Here is a 22,127-nt window from a genome sequence, read left to right as displayed (position 1 = left end):
CGTGCGTGCACCTCAACTATGACACGATGGTTGCAGGCTGCCGCTCAGACCCACGCCCCGGCTCCGCCTGAGCTGGAGCCGTGGAAGGTCGATTTCTCGACGATCTACCGCAGCGGTCAGTTCGACAACCTCTGGTACGCAGCGCGGTATCCGGATGTCGGCCTGCCCGACCTCTGGCCGCTCGAGCACTACGTGCAGTACGGCGAACGGCTCGGCCGGCAGCCGCGGCCGGATTTTCCTGGGACGCCGGACGAAGCGGTGGACGGGACCTACGTCAACCCGTTCGCGGCGTGGCTGCGCCAGCAGGGCGACGCCTCCGTCGGCTTAGCGGACGGCAAGCCCGTCGTTTCGGTCCTCTGGCTCAGGATGCTGTCGAGCGTCTGGCGGATGAACGGCTCTTGATTGTAGGTGATGCACAGGACCGAAACGACGGGCTTGCCGTCCGCTAAGCCGACGAGGCGTCGCCCTGCTGGCGCAGCCACGCCGCGAACGGGTTGACGTAGGTCCCGTCCACCGCTTCGTCCGGCGTCCCAGGAAAATCCGGCCGCGGCTGCCGGCCGAGCCGTGCGCCGTACTTCACGTAGTGCTCGAGCGGCGAGAGGTCGGTCAGGCCGACATCCGGATACCGCGCTGCGTACCAGAGGTGGTCGAACTGACCGCTGCGGTAGATCGTCGAGAAATCGACCTGCCACGGCTCCAGCTGAGGCGGAGCCGGGGCTGCGGTCTCAGCGGCAGCCTGCATCGATCGTGTCCTCGCTGATGTCTCGACCGATCGCCGGCTGCGGTCGTGGAAAATGAGATGCCGCAGGCTCCGTAGATCGTCACCCACGGCGCGCCGATTGCGGATGGGCCGCCTCAGGTGTTGCGCTGAGCTGTCATCCGGATACGGATCCAGACCCCCGAGGCAACCGTCGCGACTTTTATCACGTCACGATGCGGCCGGAGATGGCAGGTGATCGCGTCGTCAACTGAGCGACCGCGTCTATGACTTGTTTCGGATCGACGCGATAGTTGGCGTGAAAGGCGTGCACGCTGTCCCTCCGCTCACTCGATCGGCCGCGCAGGAACGTAATCTGCGCGCCCCCTGCCTCGACGTAGCTGGTGTAACCTCGGAAATTGAAGCTCAGGTCCTCGTGGATCAGACCGAGGATCTGACACCCGGGTTGAGAGAAGAGCACGTTGTTGAGGGAAGAATTCGATGACCCGACGACCAGGGCCGCGGAGTGGAACAGGGCGACCTGCTCCAGGAACGAGAGGGTTTCCGGATAGATGACCTCGAAGCCAAGCGGGCGCAGGCGATCGGCGACCTCCTGCTCGTTCTCGAGCACGCGCTGCGTAAATGCCTTGCGCGAGATGAACAGGCGCCGGTCCCTGCGCTCGGACAACATGCCACGGTCGCGAGCTTGCCGGAGGATACGATCCCGGATCATCCTGAAGACGTCCGCGGGCCAGATCGTATCGTAGAACGGCTGTCCGGGCTTCATATCGAAGGGAAAAAAAGCTGGGACTGGCGCCATCCCGAGCGTCCCAAACGAGACGGGCTTGGCTGGCAGCTTGATCACCGGCCGGTTGCGGGTGTCGAGCAAAGCGAGGATCTCCTCGTGGGTGCCCGGCATGTGATCGTCGATGCAGAGCGGGATCCCGCCCGGACAGCGCGGATCGTTGTAACAGATCATGCGCGGCACGAACTCGCTGAACCAGTGTCCGTAGTTCCGACTCTGGAGACCGAACATGACCAGCCCGGCCTCGATCCGCTCTGCGTTCTCGGGAAGCTCGATCAGGGCGTGAGTTTGGCCGAACGCCGCCATCATGATCTGGTCGAGATTGACGCCGTCTTGGATCAGGACGTCCTTCCGACGCGGATGGGCCGCCACATCGTAAACGACCTGATCACCGGTCACGATGACATTGCTGCGTGGGAACGCATGGGCCTCCTTCAGGAATGCGAGGTAGAGCGGCGGCATGTCGAGGTCGCCCGACTCGGACCGTAGAGGCGGAGGTGGCTCCCAGAACTTGAGAGCAGGGGCTTCGATACGGCGGCTGGGCAGGATTTCGAGGTATGAGGCCGCGCCGGTCTCGGAGAGCGCTTTCACGCTGACGATCTCGTACTTGGCGAGCGGAGCCGAGCCGTGGACACGGCCGGTTCGTTTGTGAAGTTCGATCGCCTTGTTGAACCGTCCTTCGGCCAGCAGAGCATCGAACTGCAGGCGCCGCAGGTTTTTGACCTTCACCTCGAATGTGTCGCCGTCATGCGTCAGCGCCGCGCCGCCGTGATTGTCGCGAACGATCCGCGCCAGCAGGTAGAAGCGCACTGCGCGCTCGGCTTCCCCCTGCATCTCGCACGCCCATCCGAGATCGGTGAAGGAGGGATCAGACTGGCCCCTGTCCTGGGCGGCGGCCTTGGCCTGCTGCAGTTCGTCCAGCAGCGGCTCGACGGCGTCGTAGTCTTCGTTCCGGCACCGGTCGAGGATCCGGGCGCGGATCGCGGAGAGCCGATAGCCGGGGGCCTGCGCCCGGGCCACCCGCGCGGCGAGCGCGTAGGCCTTGGCGGCGAGCCCCGCCCTATCCTCAGATTCGAACCGGAACCCGAGCGTTGCCAAGTGTTGAGCGAGGACGTCACTCGGCTCTGCCGCGCTCAGGGACCGCTCCAGAGCATCCAGCCCCCCCTCCGTGCCGGATTGCGCAGCCTGGATCAGGATCTGCCGGAATGACTCGCTCATCGTCATCGACCGTTCGGGTGGAAGCGCGACTGGGGGCCGATCGCTCGAATGCTGACTCAGCGAGAGGCCAAGACCCGCTCGGCGCACCCACAGACCTGTGCGATCTGCTCCGATGCGATCGTCGGGAAGAACGGCACGCCGATCGCGGTCTCGGCGACGCCGCGCGTCGCCGGGAGGCCATCGTGTGGGCATGCGGCGAAAATCGGGTGCGTGTGGCAGCCGCCGCCGTACCAGCGCCGCCACTGGATCCCAGACTGGTCGAAGGCCGCTGTCACGCCCGCGACGGCACGGGCGTCGAAGATCGCGTTAGCGGTCATCGTCAGCCAGTCCCGGCCGAAGCCCGCCTGCATCGACACCCCGATCCGCTCGAACCCCGCGACATAGGCCAGCGACACCTCGCGCAGCCGGGCGATGCGCGCGTCGAGGTCGTCGAGGACGGCGAGACCCACGGCAGCCGCATATTCGGAGATGCGGTAGTTGCCACCGCGCATCTCCGAGACGCGACTGCCGGCCGAGAACCCGAACCCGGTCATCGCGGTGATCGCCGCCGCCATCGCGGCATCACTCGTGACGATCGCGCCGCCTTCACCGATCCCGAGCGCCTTGGTGGCATGCAGGCTGATACATAGGGGTTGAGCGCCGACATGCCGGAGGTTCAAACCCGCCGCGGCGGCATCGAAGATCACCGGAACGCCGTGCTCCGCCTCGAACGCCTCCCAGGCACCGACCTCGATCGGGGCTCCGCACGGGCTCACGACGACGACGACCGCGACATCGCCGGGATTGGCTCGCAGGGCGCGGGCAGCGATGTCTGGCGTGAGCGCCAAGGTCTCCGGATCGACATCGGTGAAGTACGGGGTCAGTCCGACATTGGCCGCCGCGTGCGCCGTGGCGATGAAGGTCCAGGATGGCATGACGCAGATCCGGCCGGTCCGGCCCACGGTGCGATAGCGCAGGGCGAGTTCGATCGCAGCTGTGCCGTTGCTGGTCAGAGCCGCATGGACTGGCCCGTCGCCACTCTGGGCGCCGATAAAGCGGCAGAGCCCGGCCGTGAACGCGTTGGTGAGAGGCCCGTAGTTGCTGTAGGTGTGAGTCTCGTCAATTCGGCGCAGGTAGGGGACGATCGCGTCCGTCTCCGGGAGGCTCGGGATCAGTACCGGGATCATCGCTCGAACACGCCTTCGCTCTCGATCGCCGCCATCCTGGTGGGATAGCGACGCGGCCCGCTATACATCCCCACGCATGGGTGCGGAAGGCGCGCACCACCGGGCGACATGACCGGCGGCGTAAGGCGACGGGTGGGGATCGTAGCCCGTCGCGGCGTCGTCAAGCGTCTATCCGCATCGGTCATCGCACACCCATCGGCCGAGCCGCCTCTCTCCGCGCGTCCTTTCTCCGCGCGTCGAGCGCCGTATGAGCGGGGTTGCAGGTGCCCGACGCGCGCTCGTCAGGGAAGGTAACATCCGGTACCGGTCGGATCGCGATCCCCGCGCCGTCGCGGCGCGACGGGACAGGAGAGCAACATGCGGCCGACCGCGGCATTCATGGATGTGATCAAGAGGATCGACGGCGGCAACGCCGTTCGGATTTTCGGGGAACTCGCTGCGGTGGCGGTCGAGGCTGTTCAGTCCGGCGCCCATCCCAAAGCGATCGTGCAGCACCTCGAGACCCTCGCCTTCCGCCTGGAGGGCAGCGACCGGTTTGCGCAAGCGTCCGAGGTCTACAAGGTGATCGCTGCCGTCGATGCGGGAGACCGGGAGCGTTGGCGAACGGCCGCCGTCACCGTGAGCCTTCAGGGCCTGTGCGAGCGGGGGCGCTTCAGCGAGGCCGCCGCCGTCGTCGAGGCTCTGCGAAACGGCGGAGAGTCCGACGCGGGGATCGGCGTAGGGGTCGATATCTTGATGCGCCTCGCGTGGCATTACGAGTGTCGCTACGAGACGGAGGCCTCGGTGCAATGCTACCGGCTAGCGCACGCACTGAGTGACGGCGGCCACGGAATCTCCACGGTCGATGGTCACACGCTCGAGCGCAAGATCCGCGATATCCGGATCTTACAGATGCGGTCGTTGGCGGAGGAAGGCCGGCACGCAGTGGCCACCCCCCTGCATGAACAGACGCGCGACTTGCTCGGCCTCGGCCCGATGCGCGTCTACGACATCATGTCGGCACACCAAGCGGCGGCCGACGGTCAAGGCGTCTACCGGGTGGTGCGGCCCGGGCGCCGGATCGGTGAACCAGAGATTAGGTTCCTCGACGGTCCGGTAGCGCTGACGTCTCAAGCCGGCTCACGCGATGCGCCGCCCCAATACATCGCCCTTTTCCGAGATTGCCTCGCTTTCCCGCGCAGCAACGTCGTGCTCCAGGACGACCGCCTGATCTATGACCTCGCCGCCCACCCGCTGAGCGGCACCTTCGATATCCGGGATGGAGTCAATCCCGATCAGATCATGATCGCGGCCTACGGTAGCGGACGCGCCCTAGTCGCAGCGCCCCCAGAGCGCCGAGAGATCGGGGCCGGACTGATGCTGTTTGGGCTACAGAGCCGGAATTACGGCCACTGGCTGCTGGAATTCATTGGGCGCATGCTCTGCTTCAACGACCGCGCTTGCCCTGACGGCTTCCCAATTTGTATCGATGATGACATGCCGGAGACGCACCGGCAGATCATCGAGTTGATCGACGAGCGAGCCCGGCCGATCATCCCGCTGTCGGCGGTACCGACACACTTCCGGGAACTCGGCCTCTCGCCGGCTCCCACGCTCCTGCCGTTCGACATGCGGCCCGGGCACCCGGTCTACGATTCGATCTGGCCGGCCGACGTCTTCGCCGACCTGCGTTCCCGGGTACTCGGGCGGCTGGCGGAACGCGGGGTGGACCTACGCCGGACCGGTCGGCGTATCGTCCTGTCGCGTCGTGGCTTCGCCCAGCGTCAGCTTCTGAACGAGGCAGAAATCGTCGGCACCCTCGCACAACACGGGTTCGAAGTCGTTCATCCAGAGACGCTCACGTTCGCCGAGCAGATCGCGACCTATCATGCGGCGGACATCATCGTCGGGTCGGCGAGTTCGGCCCTGACGAATTGTATCTTCTGCCATCCCGGAGCCAAGGTCGTTGCCCTGATTCATGAAGGTCTTTCGTTCAACTTCCGCGGATACACCAGCATGATCGAGTCGAGTGGCGCAGACCTGCTGTTCGTGCGGGGCATCACGGAACGCAACGAGCTCGGCCACCCGTTCCACGCCAACTACACCGTGTCGCCGGATCAGGTGCTGCGCGCCATCGAGAGGGTTGGGCGCACATAAGACATGGCCATCCGAGCTGGGGGCGGAGAGAGCGCGCTCGACTGGCTCTAATAATGATGTGTAGCCCGCACTCTCGAATTAGGAACACGCGCGATCGAAAATCGGACCGCACGGCGGCCTGCTCGCTGTGCCGGGGACTGCGAGCCTGCCGGTTTCGACCAATTGGACACGCTCAATCACGGCGTAGGATGCGGGCGGGATTGCCGACGACTGTATGCCCCGGGAGGACGTCTCGGATCACGACCGCACCGGCGCCCACGAGGGCGCGGGCGCCGATGCGGGTCCCCGGGATCACGGATGCGCCAGTGCCGAGAAAAGCGCCTTCTTCGACGACGACGTGTCCGGCCAAATGCACGCCAGGGCTCAAGGTCGCGAAATCCGCGATCCGATTGTCATGCGCAATGGTTGCCCCGGGATTCACGAGCACGTGGGCGCCCAGATGCGCATCCGCCGTGATGGAAGCATGGCCGAGGATCATGGAGCCCTCACCGACGCTGCTGCTCGCGCCGATCAGCACCCCTGGATCGATGATCGAAGCGTAGCGCGCTCCGATCGAACGCAGGCGCTCGACCGCCCGTGCCCGAGCTTTGGGCTCACCCAGCGCCACGACGAAGCGGAGGGTATCGTCGCCGGCGAAGTCGCTGATATTCCGTGAGATTGGGCGATCGTGAAGTCTGTCGGCGGCCGCGACGTCAGGGTCAACGAGGCAGGCGACGAACTCGATCTCACGCCCGGCCGTATGCAGCCGCGGGAGGACGACTAATAACTCGCGCGCCAGCGCACCCGCGCCGAAGAGGACGAGCCGCTCTGTCGATGATGTCGCCTGGATCATAAGATACCTTCGACGAGATCAAGGGATTCCGGACCTATCGCGATCGCGCCGCACTTCTCCGCGACGTCGGCTCGTTCACGGTACGAGTCGTCGATAAAAATCGCATCCGCCCCTTCGACGGAGTTCGATTTCATTTCACCTTTCTTCAGGTGGATGATCTCGTCGAAGAGGCTGCTGAGGCCAAAATGCACGAGCTTTTCTTCAACGATGCCGTCGTGCCGTGTCAAAAGAACAATTTTTTTCCGCTTATTATATTTTGCACCAAACAAAATCCCGATCAGCCGATGATTGACGATGCTTCCATCTATAATCAGCGTGTCATCAAAATCGACATAGAGTGCATTTATTCTTGATTGTACAATCGTCTTAACGTACAAAGCGCGATCATACACAAAATCAAATTTGGATAGAGTTTGAAATTTTACGTCCTGTCCGGACAGCTGATGAAGCCACGCGTCCATGAAATTGACGCCGCGGACCCTCTGAAACCCGGACGACCCCGCGATCCGGTTGGCCACCTCCAGCAGCTTGTAGTGCCCATCGGCATTTTTCTTCATCTGAAAAAACCAAGCACCCGTGAGATGCAACGCCTCTGAGATTTTGCTCGCCAAGTGCGGGAATTCGGCATCGCCCACCTGCCGAGAACGAACGGAGATACCACCCGTCGTGCGGACACGGCTCCGGGCGCTCGCGAAGAGTACGCGACTGGACGGATCGGAGAAGCAATCGACCGTAACCTCTTCTCCGGTCAGCAGCTCCTGAACGATGAGATTGCTATCGGTTGCGCGAATCTGATCGAGCTCATCGCTGTCGTGGACGATCCGGATGCCGCGCGACCCTTGCCCGCGGTCAGGTTTGCAGAAGACGGGGAATTTTTCCTCGCCGGGAGCGTAGATTTGCGGCGCGGGCACCACGCCCCGCAATTTGGCGATCGTGCTCGATTTCAACTTCAAGATCTCGCCCAGCTCCGGCGAGGGTCCGGCGACGATCGCCCCATCGATGCGCCCGGCCAAACGAAATAGCGCCTCGTCATGCGCCGGGATGACGAAATCGATATCCAACTTCGTGACCAGTTCCTGGACGGCCGACACGAAATTCGGATCGACCACGAACGGGACAAAATGGCATTTGTCGTTCAGCAGAATTTCCGAATGATCTTTTACAGAATTACCACCGTAGACATCCCAATATTTTGAGAACCGGAGGCTCTCGATGACCTCGTGGGCGATCTCTGTTCCGGCGGGAACGACCAAAACCCTCTTTTTCATCGATCACTCCAGGCGCAATGCGAGATTGCCGTTGTCTACCATGCGGCACCTTCAACCTCCCGGCGCCCTCAGGCGCGTCGCTGCGCGGCGATCAGGGTGACGATTGAGAACACGGTGAGCAGTCCCGGTGTGGTACGGGTGATAGCCCGGATCGGCAACTGTCGGATGCCGCGACACCCCCGGCCCGGCGCGCGGGGGCCTAGGGGTGATTCCTCGAACGAAGGCTGAGACGCCAGTTCGTTGGCGACGCGATTGAGGAAACGGCTAGATCCCATCGCTGTGATCGCTCGTCACTCGACCTGAGATCCGTTACTGAGCCGACGCAGTCTATGACCAGAGGACGGCAGATGGGAGAGACATGCGGCCGACGGCGACCTTCATCGACTTGGTCCGGTCGATCGACATCGGCAACGCCCGGGACAAGCTCGAAAAGCTGACCACTCTGCTCAGCGCGGAGCCTCCTGCGTCACTATGTTCGGCAGCGACCGTGCGGCACCTCGAGGCTCTCGGATTTCGGCTCGAAGGCAGCGATCGGTTCGGCGACGCGGCGCGCGCCTACGAGCTCGCCGCCACGATCGACCCACGCGAGCATCAGCGCTGGCGGATGGCCGCCGTGACAGCGCGCCTGCGCGATCTCATCGAGCGTGAAAACTGGGACGAAGCGTCAGCGTTCGTCGCTGAGATTCGGCGCGATGGGGCCGAGGCGGCCATGCACGAGGCCGCCGCGACCATTCTGAGGGTGGGTTGGGATCACGAGTGCCGCTACCGACCGGAACCCGCCGTGCAGTGCTACCGCATCGCCTTCGCGCTGAACGGCGGAGATGCCGGGCTCGCGACCGGGGACGGCCACAGCGTCAGCGTCAAGATCCGGAACCTACGCATCCTGCAGATGAACGCACTGGCAGAGGTCGATCGGCACGAGGAGGCCGCGGCCCTGCACGAGAGCACCCGATCGATCGCCGGTCTCGGCCCCATCGGCATCTATGACATTGTCTCGGCCAGGCAGGCCGCCGACGAGGGTCGGGGGGTCTATCGCGAGTTGTTAGCCGGCCGAACGATGGCCGACCCGGACGTGCAGTTCCTCGACGGCCCGATCACGCTGACTTCGCGACCTGGAACCCTTGATGCACCGCCGCAATACCTTGCTTTATTCAAAGATTGCCTGACCTTCCCCCGCAGCAACGTCGTTTTGCACGGCCAGTGCTTGATCTACGACTTGGCCGCCCACCCACTGAGCGGCCTCGCCGAGATCAAGGATGGCGTCAATCCCGGTCAGATCATGACGGCCGTCTGGGGTCCCAGACGCGCCTTGATCGAGGCCCCGGCCGAGATCCGCGAGATCGATGCCGGGCTGATGCTGTTCGGGTTCCAGAGCAGGCAGTATGGACACTGGCTGCTCGAGTTCGTCCCGCGCCTTCTGAGCTTCAACGATCCTGCGTGCCCCTCTGGGATTCCGATTTGCGTTGATGCTGAGATGCCGGAGTCGCACCGGCAGATCATCACGTTGATGGACGAGCGCGACCGCCCCGTCGTGACGCTGCCCCCGGTCGCGACGCGCTTTCGCGAACTCGCCATGGCTCCGGTGCCAGCTTTCTTCCCGTTCGATACGCGGCCGGAATTTCCAATCTACGATGCGATTTGGCCGCAGGACATCCTCGCCGCCGTGCGGCGCAGGATCCTTGAGCGGCTCGCTGCGGACGGGCTCGACCTGCGGCAGGCCGGACGGCGGGTCATCCTGTCACGACGCGGTTTCGCGCAGCGCCGGCTCGTCAACGAGGCGGACATCATCGAGGCCCTGCAACCTCACGGATTCGAGGTCGTCCACCCTGAGCAGCTGACGTTCGCCGAGCAGGTGGCGATCTACCATTCCGCCGACATCATCGTCGGCTCGGCGAGTTCGGCTCTGATCAACTGCATGTTCTGCCGGCCAGCCGCTCGGGTCGTGGCCCTCACGCACGAGAGTTTGGCGTTCTATTTCCGGGGCTTCACCAGCTTCGTCGAGTCCAGCGGAGCCCGCCTGCTGTTCGTTCGCGGATCGACGGAGCATGCCGAGGGGATCCACCCCATGCACGCGAACTATTCCGTATCCCTCGAGCAGGTCTCGCGGGCGCTCGCGTTCGCAACCTCCGTATCGTAGCGCTTCGACGCCCTCGGCGCCTGGCTCCGAGGAGGGCGCAGGTTCTCAACGCCTGCGATGCACGTATTTGGAGGCCGCCAAGGCAGCTTCCGTCCCCGAGCAGCGCGGCGCTCCTATCTGGCCGCGTACACCCGATGGATCGGGAGGCCACAGAAATCGTCCTCGACGCCGAGTGCCTTCATCGGCTCGGAGGAGGTGGCGATCTGGCCTTCCATCAGCATGCGCAGGAGTTCCTGCGGCCCGTTCAGCGGGATTTCGGCCCGGAGCAGGCTCGCGCCGTAGAGATCGAGCGTGTCGGTGATGTACTGCTCGGCGCCGGCATGCAGATCGGCGAGGATGACGTGCTCGGCCGGCATGCGCGGGTCCGCCTTGTATAGCGGCTCAATCCGGTCACCCGTCGTCTCGTAGCCCACGACCTGTCCGTGGGGCGCGGTGAGGAACGCCTCGACGGCGAGGGCATGAGCCAGGACGGGCAGCGATGTCGTCTCGGGATTTTCCGTGCCCGCGTCGAAGCAGCGGAAGGCGCAGCCGCCGTCCCGGGCGACGGCGTTCGCCGTGTCGAAGGCCGTCATATAGAAGCCGGAGAGCGGCTGGCCGAGTGCCACCTGCATCATCTTCTGGATCGTCGCCGAGTAGCCGACATCGACAACGCCGTAGGACCCGCCGGGCTCCAGCTTCTCCTGCCGGGCATAGGCGCGGAACCGCGCGTTCATGTCCGCCGCGTGGGCGGTGATCTCCGGCTCGATCTGCCTCATGACGCGCTCGACGACCGGCGCGTCGCCTGGGAGTCGCACGTCGAAGCGGTCCAGTTCGAGATGCGCCGGGGCCGTGAAGCTGGTCCTGTTCCAGAGAAGCCCCTGGATGGTGCCCATGTAGCGGCCTGCCCCGAGCACCAGATCCGGGCAGAACCCTTTGCCCAGTGCGGCCGCGATCGCGGTCTGCCGGGAGACGTGGAAGTACCGGCCCTCGGGCAGGTGCTCCAGACCGTAGCGCTCCCGAACCAAGCGGTAGACCTTGACGAGGAAATCGCCCTCCCGTGCAAGGAAGAACAGCCTATCGATGCCGGTCAGCGCCTCATGCCGGATCAGCCATGACATGAACAGCAGCATCAGCGGTCCGAAGACGGCGTAGCCGATATCGCGGGTCGAGCCGAGGGACAGGTAGGGGGCGGCGGCTCGACCGAGGAACGGATTGCGGCCCAGCGCCAGCATGGCGTGGCCGACGACCAGATCGGACGGCCATGTCCGCGCGAGATCGCCGTCGTCCCGCACGAACCCGCTCTGGGCGAGGATCTTGGCCGGGTGGGCGACGTGCAGGTAGGAAATGCGGCGGTCACAGGCGGCCTGAATATCCGAGTGCTCGTTGTCGCCGACATGCAGCCAGCGGGCGCGCGGCACCGCCTCGGCTTCTTCGACGTGGCGCCACAGGTCGCCCCGGTCCTTGCGCGCGCCGACGGCGTTGGACACGTAGATCGCGGCGAACAGGTCGGCGATCCCTGCATTACGAAGGATGTCGAGGATATCGGCTTGCTCGTAGTAGGTGTCCGTCATCAGGACGATCCGCTTGCCGAGCGCGTGCGCCGCTTCGAGGACGGCGATGACCTCCGCGCGCGGGCGCAGAGCGCCGAGGTCGATCCGCTTCTCGAGGGCGTGCGCCCGAGCGACCACGTCGCCCGGGATCGGCCCCGAAGCAGCGAGCTCCGCGTAGATCTCGGACAGGTTGACGTCGCCCTGATGGTGCCGGCGGGCCCGCACCCGGTTCTCGGCAGCGCGGCGCTCGGCGAACAGCGGGATCAGCCGGCCCGCCTCCGACGAAATCCGGTGCTCGACGAGCTTGAGCACCGCATCCGGACGCCGGGCCGGGCGGCTCACGAGGGTGTCGAATAGGTCGAATGAGACGAGGTCGACTTCGCACAGCGCCTGAAGCGCCTGATCCTGGGTCCGGGCGCTGTACTGATGCCAGTTGCGCGCGCTGCTATCGTAGCGGGCGAGCCCGCGATCGTAATCGAAGCAGACGGCTTTGTAGCCCTGGGCCCGGCATACGAGGGGAACCGCCCGCTCTATCGCGTGGGCGAGGGTCCCGTCGGTCTGACCGTGCTCCTCTGGGAAATCGTGCGGGGTCAATCCGGCGCTCAGAAGCGGGCGCAGGGCATCGACCCGCGCCCAGAACATGCCGCCCACCGGATAGTCGAGATACTCGTCGAACCCGTCGTAGCGCAGGCCGAGGCGATCGAGCAGCCCATAGCCCGCGCCGATATTGGCGAGCCAGGTATGCGCCCAATAGACGATGTGCTTGCTGGTCTCCGGGAAGAACAGGCCGATCCGGGGATCCTCATCCAGGAGGGCCACGGCGAGGCGGGCGCAGGCGACGTTGACGAACAGCGCGCGATAGATCTCATCGCGCCAGCGCGTCTGCTCGGCGCCGCTGAATAGCGACTTCTTGGTGTGGATGTGGAGCACGTAATCGTAGCGCAGGATGTCGGGTGCGAACACGGTGACGAGCGGCCCGAAATTGCGACCGCGATTCTCCACCAGTACGACCCGGCAACCGCCGGCGAGTCCGGCACGCTCCGCCGCCGCCTCGAGCGCAGCCTTCTTGTCGGGCTGGTCGGTCGAGACCAGCAGGTCGAACCGGGAGAGCGCCCGCACGAGGTGGGGCAAAAGCTCCTCGAATACGTCGACGTAGAAGGCGTGGACGACGACGACGAGGCGCGCGGGCGTGCTCTCGCGCAGGACGATGGGGAGGATCTCGATCCGGTTTGCGCCGAGATCCCGGGCGCAGGCGAGGCGGATCGGCCGTCCCTCCGTGCGTCCGCTCACCAGGTAGTGCAGCAACGGATTAGCGCCGTCTTCGGCGACATCGGCGTTGTTGGCGAGATACCATGCCCCATCGAAAAGGGGACCGGGACTCATTCCGCGCGCCGCGCCCTCGCGGAGGTAATGGCGCGCCGCCAGGCTCGACGACAGATCGGGGACGTAAGTCGCCCGGTACCATTCCGCGTCGAATAGCTCGGAGCCTTCGATCCGCGCCAACGCTTCCGGATCGGCGAACGGACAGATCGAACGCCCCTCAGCGCGCCCATCGTTCAGATAGTGCAGCAGGGGGTTCTGGCGCGCTTCAGCAACATCTGTATTGGTTTTGAGATACCAGGGCCCGTCGAACAGGGGGCTCGGGCTCAGCCCACCCGCGGAGCCCTGTTGCAAGTAATGCTGCGCTGCCCGGTCAAGCGACAAGCCTGGCGCCTGGGTTGCCCGATACCATTCAGCGTCGAACAGATCCGAGGCTGCGATCTTCGCTACCGCTTTCGGATCCACGACCGAGCAGATTGGCCGCTGCTCGAACCGTCCACTGGTCACGTAGTGAAGCAGCGGGTTCAACCTTGCAGCCGCGACATCGGGGTTGCCCTGAAGGTACCACGGCCCGTCAAACAGGGGGCCAGGGCTTAGGCCCTGCGTCGCGCCTTCCTGAAGGTAATGCCACGCGACTTGGTCCAACACCACATTTGGGGCTTGGGTCGCTCGGTACCATTCCGCATCAAACAACTCAGAGGCGGTAATCCGCGCGACTGCTTCCGAGTCGGCAACTGGGCAGATCGCCCGTCCTTCCGCCCGGCCGCTGTCGAGATAGTGCAGCAACGGGTTTAAGCCCGCTGCAGCGATGTCAGGATGGTTGTCCAGGTACCAAGGTCCGTCGAACAGCGGGCCGGGACTCAGTCCTCGTGCAGCCCCCTCGTGCAGGTAGTGTCGTGCAGCCTGGGCCGGCGGAAGGTCAAGGGCGTGGGTCGCCCGGTACCACTCGGCGTCGAACAGCTCGAAATCCGCAAGCCTTTGCTCGGCGGAGCGGTTGCGAACGACACCAAGGAGGCTGTGAAGCGTCGAACGAAGCGCGCTAAGACGGGCCATATTAAATCTTTGGATCGGAATGGTGCACGCCGCTGCCCCTAACGGGCGCTTAGACAGCGCGCAAGCACGGGTTGTACAGCACGGACGGGGTCGTTCGCAAATCGTGAACAATGGGCACTGGCGTTTTGTCGTAACGTCTGTGGAAGCTATCGCACCATGCCGGGACGATTCATGAAACTATCCGGCGACGCAGTACTGCAGTACTTGCATTTTGTTTGATTGAAGATTACTTGAGATCGATGAGTGTGCCATGATCCTAGACGATTTTACGACTGCAGCGAATACCCAACTCAGGGAGCAGGCACGGGTTAATCTTAACCGCACCATCCCGTATGACAACCTACTCGATGATATCTCGACGCTGAATTCCGGTGCCGACCTGTCCGGGCATGTTTTAGTCAGGCAGTGGCATCCTCTGGAACGGGCGCCTGCGTGATCTGAAAGACCCGGCAACCCGAGCTGGCGCTGGTGCCGGCGCCGTCGTGATCAGAGCCGTAGCGCCGAGCCAGACGGTGTGTGGCAAACTCAATCATCTCATGCCAGCCCGAAGCCTGCTGTGCGCGCTTAAAAGGCGGCCGCCCGATGTCGCCCGTGCCGGCGCCTTCCGCGCGCGCGCTCGGCCATGTATAGCGGGCGCCGTGACCGGGCATGTGGATAAGGTGATGGTGGCCGATAGTGAGGACGGGCCTCGACGATCGTCGACGTGCCCACGCCCAGCAGGCCGAAGCCGGGGGCAATCGTCTCGTATCGACATCGAAAATGACTTCTCCGAGCCGGGTATCCGGATCAGAGAGTTGCCCGACGCCTGCGACCGACCGATCCTGCTATTGTTGGCTCAGGCGACCCGGTACGACGCTGCCCCGGTGTCCCTGCGCCCACCTTTTCCCATTGAGCTCGCAGACCGGTATCCCGGACGAAGACGTAATTTAACCTGCAGACATGCCAAGCGCGATACGCCGCGCGGTGCTAGAGTGGCCCGCTACGCGCGGCGTCGATATGCGCCTGTTTCGACCACTGGATCGTGCAGTTGCGACGCAACGTTCGTCCGGTGTCAGCTCCTGAACGAAGCGAAGATCATACATACCTTGATGTCCTAATCAGTCAAAGTGGTCCAATCTAAGAAGCTACCTTCGCCAAGCATTTCGCCCCACATGGCAACCCGGTCAAAAGTTTCGGATCTGCTGCCCCTACGTTTACTGACTACGTTTCTACAATCCAAATGCTCTGGCGATTTTAGCATTCGGCAAGGGTCATTTATTCAGTGTTGAAAAACATACAATTGCGGTCGAGCGGGACGGAACCCATTTTATCTTCATATGCTGCAAGACTGTCGCTGGCACGGTGACTAACGCCTTCGAAGCCAATTTCTCACTCACTTCCCCCCCTTAGTAGTGCGTGGTCTCGAAACCCATTTTGGAATCCGCTAAACCGCGGGGGTCATGTAGGTTTCGGCTACCTGAGTAGGGGCGCGCCCCCATTGACGAGTTTGCAAATGACCGATTATCAAAGGTGGCGCGGCTTCATCGATTATATCGACGAGCCCCTCATCACCGGATGGGCCTTCGACGAGCATAATCCAAACCTGCCTCTTCTCGTCCGGGCCACTGCGGGCGGTAAGACAGAGGTCATAAAAGCCAACATTTTTCGGCAGGATCTCAAGGATCACGGCATCGGCGATGGGCGGCACGGCTTCGTGGCCGACCTGCATAACTTTTCGGCCGTGGACGGTGCGATCGAAATCTCAATTCTCGGCAGCGACCACGTCCTAGCCAAAAATATTCACCTGGATACCCTCAACCTCCGAAGCACCATTCCTCCGCTTCCGGATTCCTTCTCAGCCTTGATGTTGCAGATGGCTGCCGAACTGCGAGCTGCAGAGGATCACGCAGCACAGAGCGAGGCCGCCTGGCCTCGAACCTCTGATGACGCCCCATCCTCGCCCGGCGGCAGATCGCTATCGGCCACTCTTCTGGAAACGGCTCACCCGAAGCAGGATCGCGACGGCCTGATCTCCAAATTTCTCCGCAACGAGGTGATCCGGTCGGGCGAGAAGGACCTGAAAACCAAGCTGTCTGGCTCTACGAAGGACCACCTGGCGGTCCTCCTGTGGTACATCGCAGAATATAGTCTGAGATGGGGGCGGACCCTCAGCGTCCCGCTCTCGCAGAGCCAGATCCAGTTTCTAAACGATCCGCTTCCGGTCTCCGAATTTCCAGCGAGTATCAGCGTCGCGCTTTGGAACCTTCTCCGGCGAGACCGCCCGGACCTTCTAGACGTCACAAAGCCCGATATAGAGAACGAGGCACTGTATTGGTGGTGTTTCGAGAAAACTCCACAACTGAATCTCGAACGCAAACTCGTAACATCTGACCAGAAATCTGCATTGAGGAAAATAGATCGAGCCTCCTATGGCCGATTCCAACTCAGCACGTTTATGCGATTGCATATCGCCAAGACTCCTGAGCTGCAGTGTTTAAACCTTCACAGCAGTGCCGGCCGGTTAGCCGCTCTCCACTACTTCCTTCTGTTGAGCTGCAAGTATCCTTACGTAGCTGATCTGCTTCCCGTCCCCTCGATGAAGGTCCTCCTTGCAAACGACGTAGGCGGCACCCGCTCCTTCGAGGACAACCTGTCCTTCCTCCTTCAAGACGCCCCCTACACTCATGACCTCGCCGAACAAGTCCGGTCGCGCGGCGACACCAGTGCGGCCGTTTCAAATCCGGAATCGTCCCGGAACGCGGGACCCTGTGCATCGCCAGCGGAGGATGTCGAGAACGAAACGAGGGAGGGCGTGACCGTCATCGGTCCCATTGATAAGACGTCGGGGCTCGGACAGGCGACACGTCTCTCGTATCAAATCCTTGAGCGCAGCATCGGATCATCGCTGTCTGCCTTACCGTTCAACGTCGAAAACCCAGCTCTCGTCGGATTTTCGAGCCAAATCAACTATCAGTCATACGCCGAACCACGTCGTATCAATTTGTTTCATCTCAACTCCGACTTCATCCCTCTCGCTTTTTCGATCTTACCGAAGTCGGCGTTCGAAAATAGTTATAATATCGGATATTTTTTCTGGGAACTTAATAAAATTCCAGAGTCACACCTTCTTGCACTCGAAATATTGGATGAAATTTGGGTGTCTTCAAAATATGTTCAAGAAATCTATGCTGCATACACTCACAAGCCCGTTGTAAATGTTGGGATGGCCGTCGAAAATCTGCCACGGCACCTCGAGACGCAAACTAAATTTCCTCGGAACGACAAATTTACCTTCCTGACCACGTTTGATTCCTTCTCTTACGCCGAGCGCAAGAACCCGCTCGCGGCCGTTCGCGCATTTCAGGCAGCGTTCGACAAAGAGAACCAAGAGGTTGCGCTCATTATCAAGACCTGGAACCGGAGCCGCGTCTCGAATGCCTTTCAGGTCAGCGTCTGGCGCACGATCGATGAACTTATCCAAGACGATCCTCGGATCCGGGTCATTGACGAGACCTTTACATACGAACAAATTCTTTCCTTGAAGCAGGCCTGTGACTGTTACGTATCTCTCCACCGGGCGGAAGGTTTCGGCTTCGGCATGCTGGAAGCCATGCAGCTCGGACGTCCTGTTATAGCAACAGCATATTCAGGAAATATGGATTTTTGCACACAGGATAATTGCTTTCTGGTCGATTATGATTTGGTAGCCGTTGGATATGATGAGTACCTGGGCGTTGAACGCGGCAGCGTATGGGCCGATCCGAAGATCGCCAGCGCCGCCGCCGCTATGCGCGAGGTGCTATACCGCCGCGACGAGGCGGCAAGACGTGGCATGCGCGCAGCCCAATTCGTCAAAAATAACTTTAGCATCGACGCTATCTCACAACGCTACAGAAGCCGGCTAGATAGCATACACGCATTACTTAAGGCGCCTTAATTGGAGAAGGTCAACGACAACTCCAAACTATCCTGATCCATTTCTACCGGCCCGCAAACCGACGATAGCACATGGGCAATCCGGTCTACGCGCGCAGGCCGAAACTTCGCCAGCGACCTGTTCGGCGTTGACGCGTGCTTTACCAGCAGCGCCGTGGGCAGGCGTGCATTTTCGACGCGCCGTGCGGCCGCATTCTAGATATACCATCATGTGGCGCCACGGGACTGGCCGCCACCGAACAAGGCTATCGGGACTGTTGACATGGATGCACCGGCACTAAACGCCGAGTCACTTCATCGAGACGCGCTCGCATGGATTGAGAGCGGTGACCTTGATAGGGCGCATGCGATGCTCTTGGACGTGGTCCGCATCGCGCCTGATAGTTTGGCCGCCTACAGCACGATGGTGCGCGTATCACAGCAGTTGGGAAGACTGTCCGAGGCCAAATATCATTGCGAGCGGATGGTGGAGCTCGCCCCGGGCGACGTATCGCTCGTGCTTTGGCTTGGATGGCTTAACTTCGAGCTTGGATGCTTTGACGAGGCAAAGAATTGTGCTGACTATGCGGAAAGCGCAGCTCCTGACCGATCGCCGGACGCGCAACGGCTTCTCGTTTTCGTCTGCGGCAAATCCGGCGACTGGCGGCGGGCGTCAGTAGCTTTAGAGAAGCTGTCGGCGCTTCAACCGGAGAGCATCAACGAACTCGTAGCGGTGGCGTTCGGCGCCTTCGCCGACCATCTGCTTACGCGCTACCGCGCCGGAGCTTTCACTGAGGTCGTAAATCTCAGCACTCAGATGCCGAATCAGTTCGCGTCAACTGATCGTGCGATCGCTGACGAGGTCGCGTTCGCCGTCAGCGACAGCCTCCTCAGAGTTGGCCAGTACGACGAAGCGATGCGCGCGATCAAAGCTTGCATTCCAGCGAGCGGTGCCTCCCGGCGTCCGAGGCCTCCCTTAGCTTCTTCGCGAAGCCTATGCCTCGTCACCTCTTTGATGCCAAGCCGCCTCGCAATCCAGAAACGAGCGGTCGAATCGTGGCTCCACCTCGGTGCGCAGGTCGTATCGCTGAACTCGGCGCAAGAACGAGCTTCCCTCGAACATGCCTTTGATGGAGTTCGGTTTGTCACGGCACAGCGCGATGCGAGAGACCGCTTTGGCAAGCCTTACGTGTACATTCACGATATGATGACAGTAATGCCTGGCACCCCGGCACATACGGTAGGCTTGATCAACGCGGATATTATCCTCTCGCCAAAATCTGGGCCGGTCCTTGACAAAGCCCTAGCTCAGTCGCGCACCTCCCTAGTGTGCGGGCATCGATATAATGTGGACGCCACTGATCCGAGGGACGTGTCAGGTAGCGGCGCCGACATCTACGAGGGGGGATTTGATTGGTTTCTATTCTCCCCAGAAACGACCGCCGGCTACATGGATGCGCCGTTCATCTTCGGCGGCCCTTGGTGGGACATCTGGCTCCCAGCCCGCGCGTTATCGCGTGGCATCTCTGTTTCGACGGTCCGAGATCCAGTCGCGTTTCATGAGTACCATGACCAGCGGTGGGACGAGACCATGTATCGGGAACTCGGGCACGACTTCATCCGGACGATGACCGCCGCGTCCGGCCCCACGGAGGGACACTTCCATATGCGGTTGTCGGAGCTACTCAAAACGGCGCAGGCGCGGTTCGGGAGCGACAAACCGTCCGCGCAGGAGTTCAGCTGGCTAAGCCCGTTGGTCCGAAGCCTGATCGCGCTTGACAGCCGAGTCCTGTGAGCGGTCCAACTCGCAGTTTGGAGCGGCGCATAGCATCAGAAGGCGTTCAACCTACGGGAGCGCTCGCGGACTGGGTGGGTTCTTTTAGATGCAAAAGCTCGCGCCGCACTGATCTGGACACTTTCGGTGGTAGGGGATCGGTGTGGCAAGTGGGTCGCACCTTGTGGGGGCGACGCCTTGGCGGCAGGCATCGCTTTGACAGGCCCGCGGCATGAGTCTTAGAGACCTGCACAATGGATGGGTTTGACGGGCGCTGATGTGGGAAAAGTCATGGCGAGAATCGCCATCGAACACGGTGATGGCCGGGCCGATTGCCGGACCACCACCGCAACGGTGCTCATGTCGTGGATCGGTCTAGGGGTGGTATCCGAGCTTCGGTTATGAGCGAAGCCGTCATGGGGGCTGCGGGCCCACGCGTCTTACTGAATCTGGTGCGGCTCCTGCCGAGCGAGAAGGGCGCGGGTGGTGCCGGCCGCCTTGCTCTCGCCCTTTTGGCCCATCTACCACGGCGCGTGCAGTTACGAGTTGCGATCCCTCCCCACTGGCGAAGCCTAATTCTGGCCTTTCCAACGGTCAGCTTTGAAGTTGTCGACGACGACAGCAACGCGAGCCTACGGCGTCTCCTATCTTGGTGCGAATGCTACGTCGACCCGTTGAACGGGCTCAGACCGACGCTCATCGATCCGAAAATCGCTGTCATCGGCTTTGTTCTCGATCTCCAGCACCTGCGCATGCCTTGGCTCTACACCGAGGAACAGATGGCGGGGCGGTTGGCCGAATATGGCTACGCCATCGACCGGTCGGATTGGCTCGTAGCGATCTCCGAGTACGAGCGTAAAAATCTCGCTGATTTCTACGGAGTGGATCGCGTCTCGGTCGTCCATCTGGCTGGTTTTATGGCCGAAGACAGTGGCCTAGACGATCAAGCGGTAAGAGCGAAACGCGCGTCGGTCGGGGACGAGGCGCCGTATCTCATCTATCCGGCCGTTCCTTGGCCGCACAAAAATCATGAAATTTTGATCCAGGCGATCGGCATCCTGAACCGGCGTGGTCTGAGGGTACCGCTGGCGTTAACCAATACGTCGGGGCATGCTGCCGAGAAGGAACGCCTCGGCCGGATCGCCGTAGCGCTCGGCGTCGATGATTTGGTGGATCTACACGGCTTCTTAGACGAGGGGACGCTCCTCAATTTATTGATTTCAAGTCGCGGCATGGTGTTTCCAAGCCTGTACGAAGGCTTCGGCATCCCGCTTGTTGACGCAATGGCACTGGGCGTGCCCGTGCTGACCAATCCTGCCACCGCGGTACCGGAGATCTGCGGTTCAGCGGTGACCTACATGAGCAACGCATCAAACGCTCTGGCGCTGGCCAATGATATCGCAGCGTTCTGGACTGGGGGAGCGTTGCGGAAGGAATTGATGGAGCGAGGGCTCGAACGGGCACGTGACTTCTCCTCTGAGAAGATGGTGGCGAACCTCGCCGAAGCCATCGACGCGGCCGTTGCAGCCAAAGCGATACGCACATTGCCGCCCGCGAGCCGGTTTACCCAGCCGCGCTACAACGAGCTTGCTGTCTTTGTCTCGTACGCGAACCTGACAGAGACAGATCGAGCCCACTTCCGTGAAGCGGGCGATATCAATGCCTGGCATGTACGCGCGTTTGGGCCGGACGCGGATGTCACGATTGGTCTGGACGTCCCACTTATCGACGATCCAGAGTTGTCTTTATTTTTTGGTGCGGCCGCAAATCTCATCCTTTTCGACGGTAGCGACCCGGAGTCTTTGGACGCTGCTGTGGCAGATTTCGCAACCCGCTACGACCACGCTGAATTTCAGCTGGTTACTGCATACCGCGACGGGCTCAGCGCATACAGCGCCTCGACAGTGCGGGGTGTGATATCAGCGCTGCGTCTCTTTGCGAAAGCAGATTGCGCCGGGCCGGACCCGCAGCTTCAAGATTGCATGCTTGATAAGGAGCCCAGCGAGCAGGAGGGCGTGATCGCCTACCACCGACACCGCGGCGCTGGCTTGGTCGTCCACGATGCGCTGCTCCGACGTACCTCGGCACGGGGCTTGAAGAACGGGACGGTGGCGTTCTTATCGGAATATTGTACGCGCTATAGGCGACTTCGTGTGCCGATCGTGCGACCACAGACCGGTCCCCCCTGGGAGGCGTAACGTTCTCTGGGAGATGGGTACACCTCGACTTCGGGGTGGGATCGTATAGATGGACCCGCAAAGAACTGGCGATGGCTGGATTGGGTGAGACAGACGGCGG

11 protein-coding genes and 1 pseudogene are annotated in these 22,127 nt (G+C 62.2%); 6 read left to right on the top strand and 6 right to left on the bottom strand.

What is annotated here, in order from left to right; translation table 11 throughout:
- Positions 1 to 402: pseudogene (locus MKL20_RS23440) on the top strand (hypothetical protein); the annotation flags it as partial.
- A gap of 43 nt (positions 403 to 445) precedes the next feature.
- On the opposite strand, the gene MKL20_RS23435 reads toward MKL20_RS23440, so the two are convergent.
- The 3 genes from MKL20_RS23435 to MKL20_RS23425 form a co-directional block, all read right to left on the bottom strand.
- The gene (locus MKL20_RS23435; RefSeq protein ID WP_244038680.1) at positions 446 to 742 is read right to left on the bottom strand and encodes a hypothetical protein; all 297 of its coding nucleotides are present in this window, start codon (positions 740 to 742) and stop codon (positions 446 to 448) included.
- 181 nt (positions 743 to 923) lie between these two features.
- Positions 924 to 2,726 carry a glycosyltransferase family 61 protein gene (locus MKL20_RS23430; RefSeq protein WP_244038679.1) on the bottom strand — a complete coding sequence of 601 codons (1,803 nt, stop codon included), beginning with the start codon at positions 2,724 to 2,726 and terminating at the stop codon, positions 924 to 926.
- Positions 2,727 to 2,776: 50 nt separating this feature from the next.
- Positions 2,777 to 3,886, bottom strand: coding sequence for a DegT/DnrJ/EryC1/StrS family aminotransferase (locus tag MKL20_RS23425; protein ID WP_244038678.1), 1,110 nt, complete (start codon positions 3,884 to 3,886; stop codon positions 2,777 to 2,779).
- A gap of 357 nt (positions 3,887 to 4,243) precedes the next feature.
- Between MKL20_RS23425 and MKL20_RS23420 the strand changes: the two genes are divergently transcribed.
- Positions 4,244 to 6,022: a glycosyltransferase family 61 protein gene (locus tag MKL20_RS23420; protein ID WP_244038677.1), complete on the top strand. Its 1,779-nt coding sequence runs from the start codon at positions 4,244 to 4,246 to the stop codon at positions 6,020 to 6,022.
- Positions 6,023 to 6,194: 172 nt separating this feature from the next.
- On the opposite strand, the gene MKL20_RS23415 is transcribed toward MKL20_RS23420, so the two are convergent.
- Together MKL20_RS23415 and MKL20_RS23410 are read right to left on the bottom strand one after the other, a co-directional pair.
- Complete coding sequence (locus MKL20_RS23415) at positions 6,195 to 6,854, bottom strand: acetyltransferase (RefSeq protein WP_147897778.1); 660 nt, start codon at positions 6,852 to 6,854, stop codon at positions 6,195 to 6,197.
- Entirely contained in the window at positions 6,851 to 8,122 is a 1,272-nt protein-coding gene (locus MKL20_RS23410; protein WP_244038676.1) for an ATP-grasp domain-containing protein, read from the bottom strand. Before MKL20_RS23410 ends, MKL20_RS23415 begins: the two co-directional genes overlap by 4 nt.
- A gap of 358 nt (positions 8,123 to 8,480) precedes the next feature.
- Between MKL20_RS23410 and MKL20_RS23405 the strand changes: the two genes are divergently transcribed.
- The gene (locus MKL20_RS23405) at positions 8,481 to 10,259 is read left to right on the top strand and encodes a glycosyltransferase family 61 protein (RefSeq protein ID WP_244038675.1); all 1,779 of its coding nucleotides are present in this window, start codon (positions 8,481 to 8,483) and stop codon (positions 10,257 to 10,259) included.
- 113 nt (positions 10,260 to 10,372) lie between these two features.
- Here MKL20_RS23405 and MKL20_RS23400 read toward each other — a convergent pair whose 3' ends face one another.
- Positions 10,373 to 13,291 (bottom strand): rhamnan synthesis F family protein, encoded by a 2,919-nt coding sequence (locus tag MKL20_RS23400; protein ID WP_244038674.1) that lies wholly within the window; start codon positions 13,289 to 13,291, stop codon positions 10,373 to 10,375.
- Between the two features lie 2,362 nt (positions 13,292 to 15,653).
- Here MKL20_RS23400 and MKL20_RS23395 point away from each other — a divergent pair.
- The 3 genes from MKL20_RS23395 to MKL20_RS23385 all read left to right on the top strand — a co-directional run bounded on the left by MKL20_RS23395 (position 15,654) and on the right by MKL20_RS23385 (position 22,027).
- Positions 15,654 to 18,077, top strand: coding sequence for a glycosyltransferase family 4 protein (locus MKL20_RS23395; RefSeq protein WP_244038673.1), 2,424 nt, complete (start codon positions 15,654 to 15,656; stop codon positions 18,075 to 18,077).
- A gap of 261 nt (positions 18,078 to 18,338) precedes the next feature.
- Entirely contained in the window at positions 18,339 to 19,850 is a 1,512-nt protein-coding gene (locus MKL20_RS23390) for a tetratricopeptide repeat protein (protein WP_244038672.1), read from the top strand.
- Positions 19,851 to 20,230: 380 nt separating this feature from the next.
- On the top strand, positions 20,231 to 22,027 hold the full coding sequence (locus MKL20_RS23385; RefSeq protein ID WP_244038671.1) for a glycosyltransferase family 4 protein: 1,797 nt from the start codon (positions 20,231 to 20,233) through the stop codon (positions 22,025 to 22,027).
- Positions 22,028 to 22,127 lie beyond the last annotated feature (100 nt).

This window comes from Methylobacterium sp. E-066 (genome assembly GCF_022829635.1).
In the GTDB taxonomy this organism is placed as follows: domain Bacteria; phylum Pseudomonadota; class Alphaproteobacteria; order Rhizobiales; family Beijerinckiaceae; genus Methylobacterium.
This window is presented reverse-complemented; position numbering and strand designations above follow the sequence as displayed.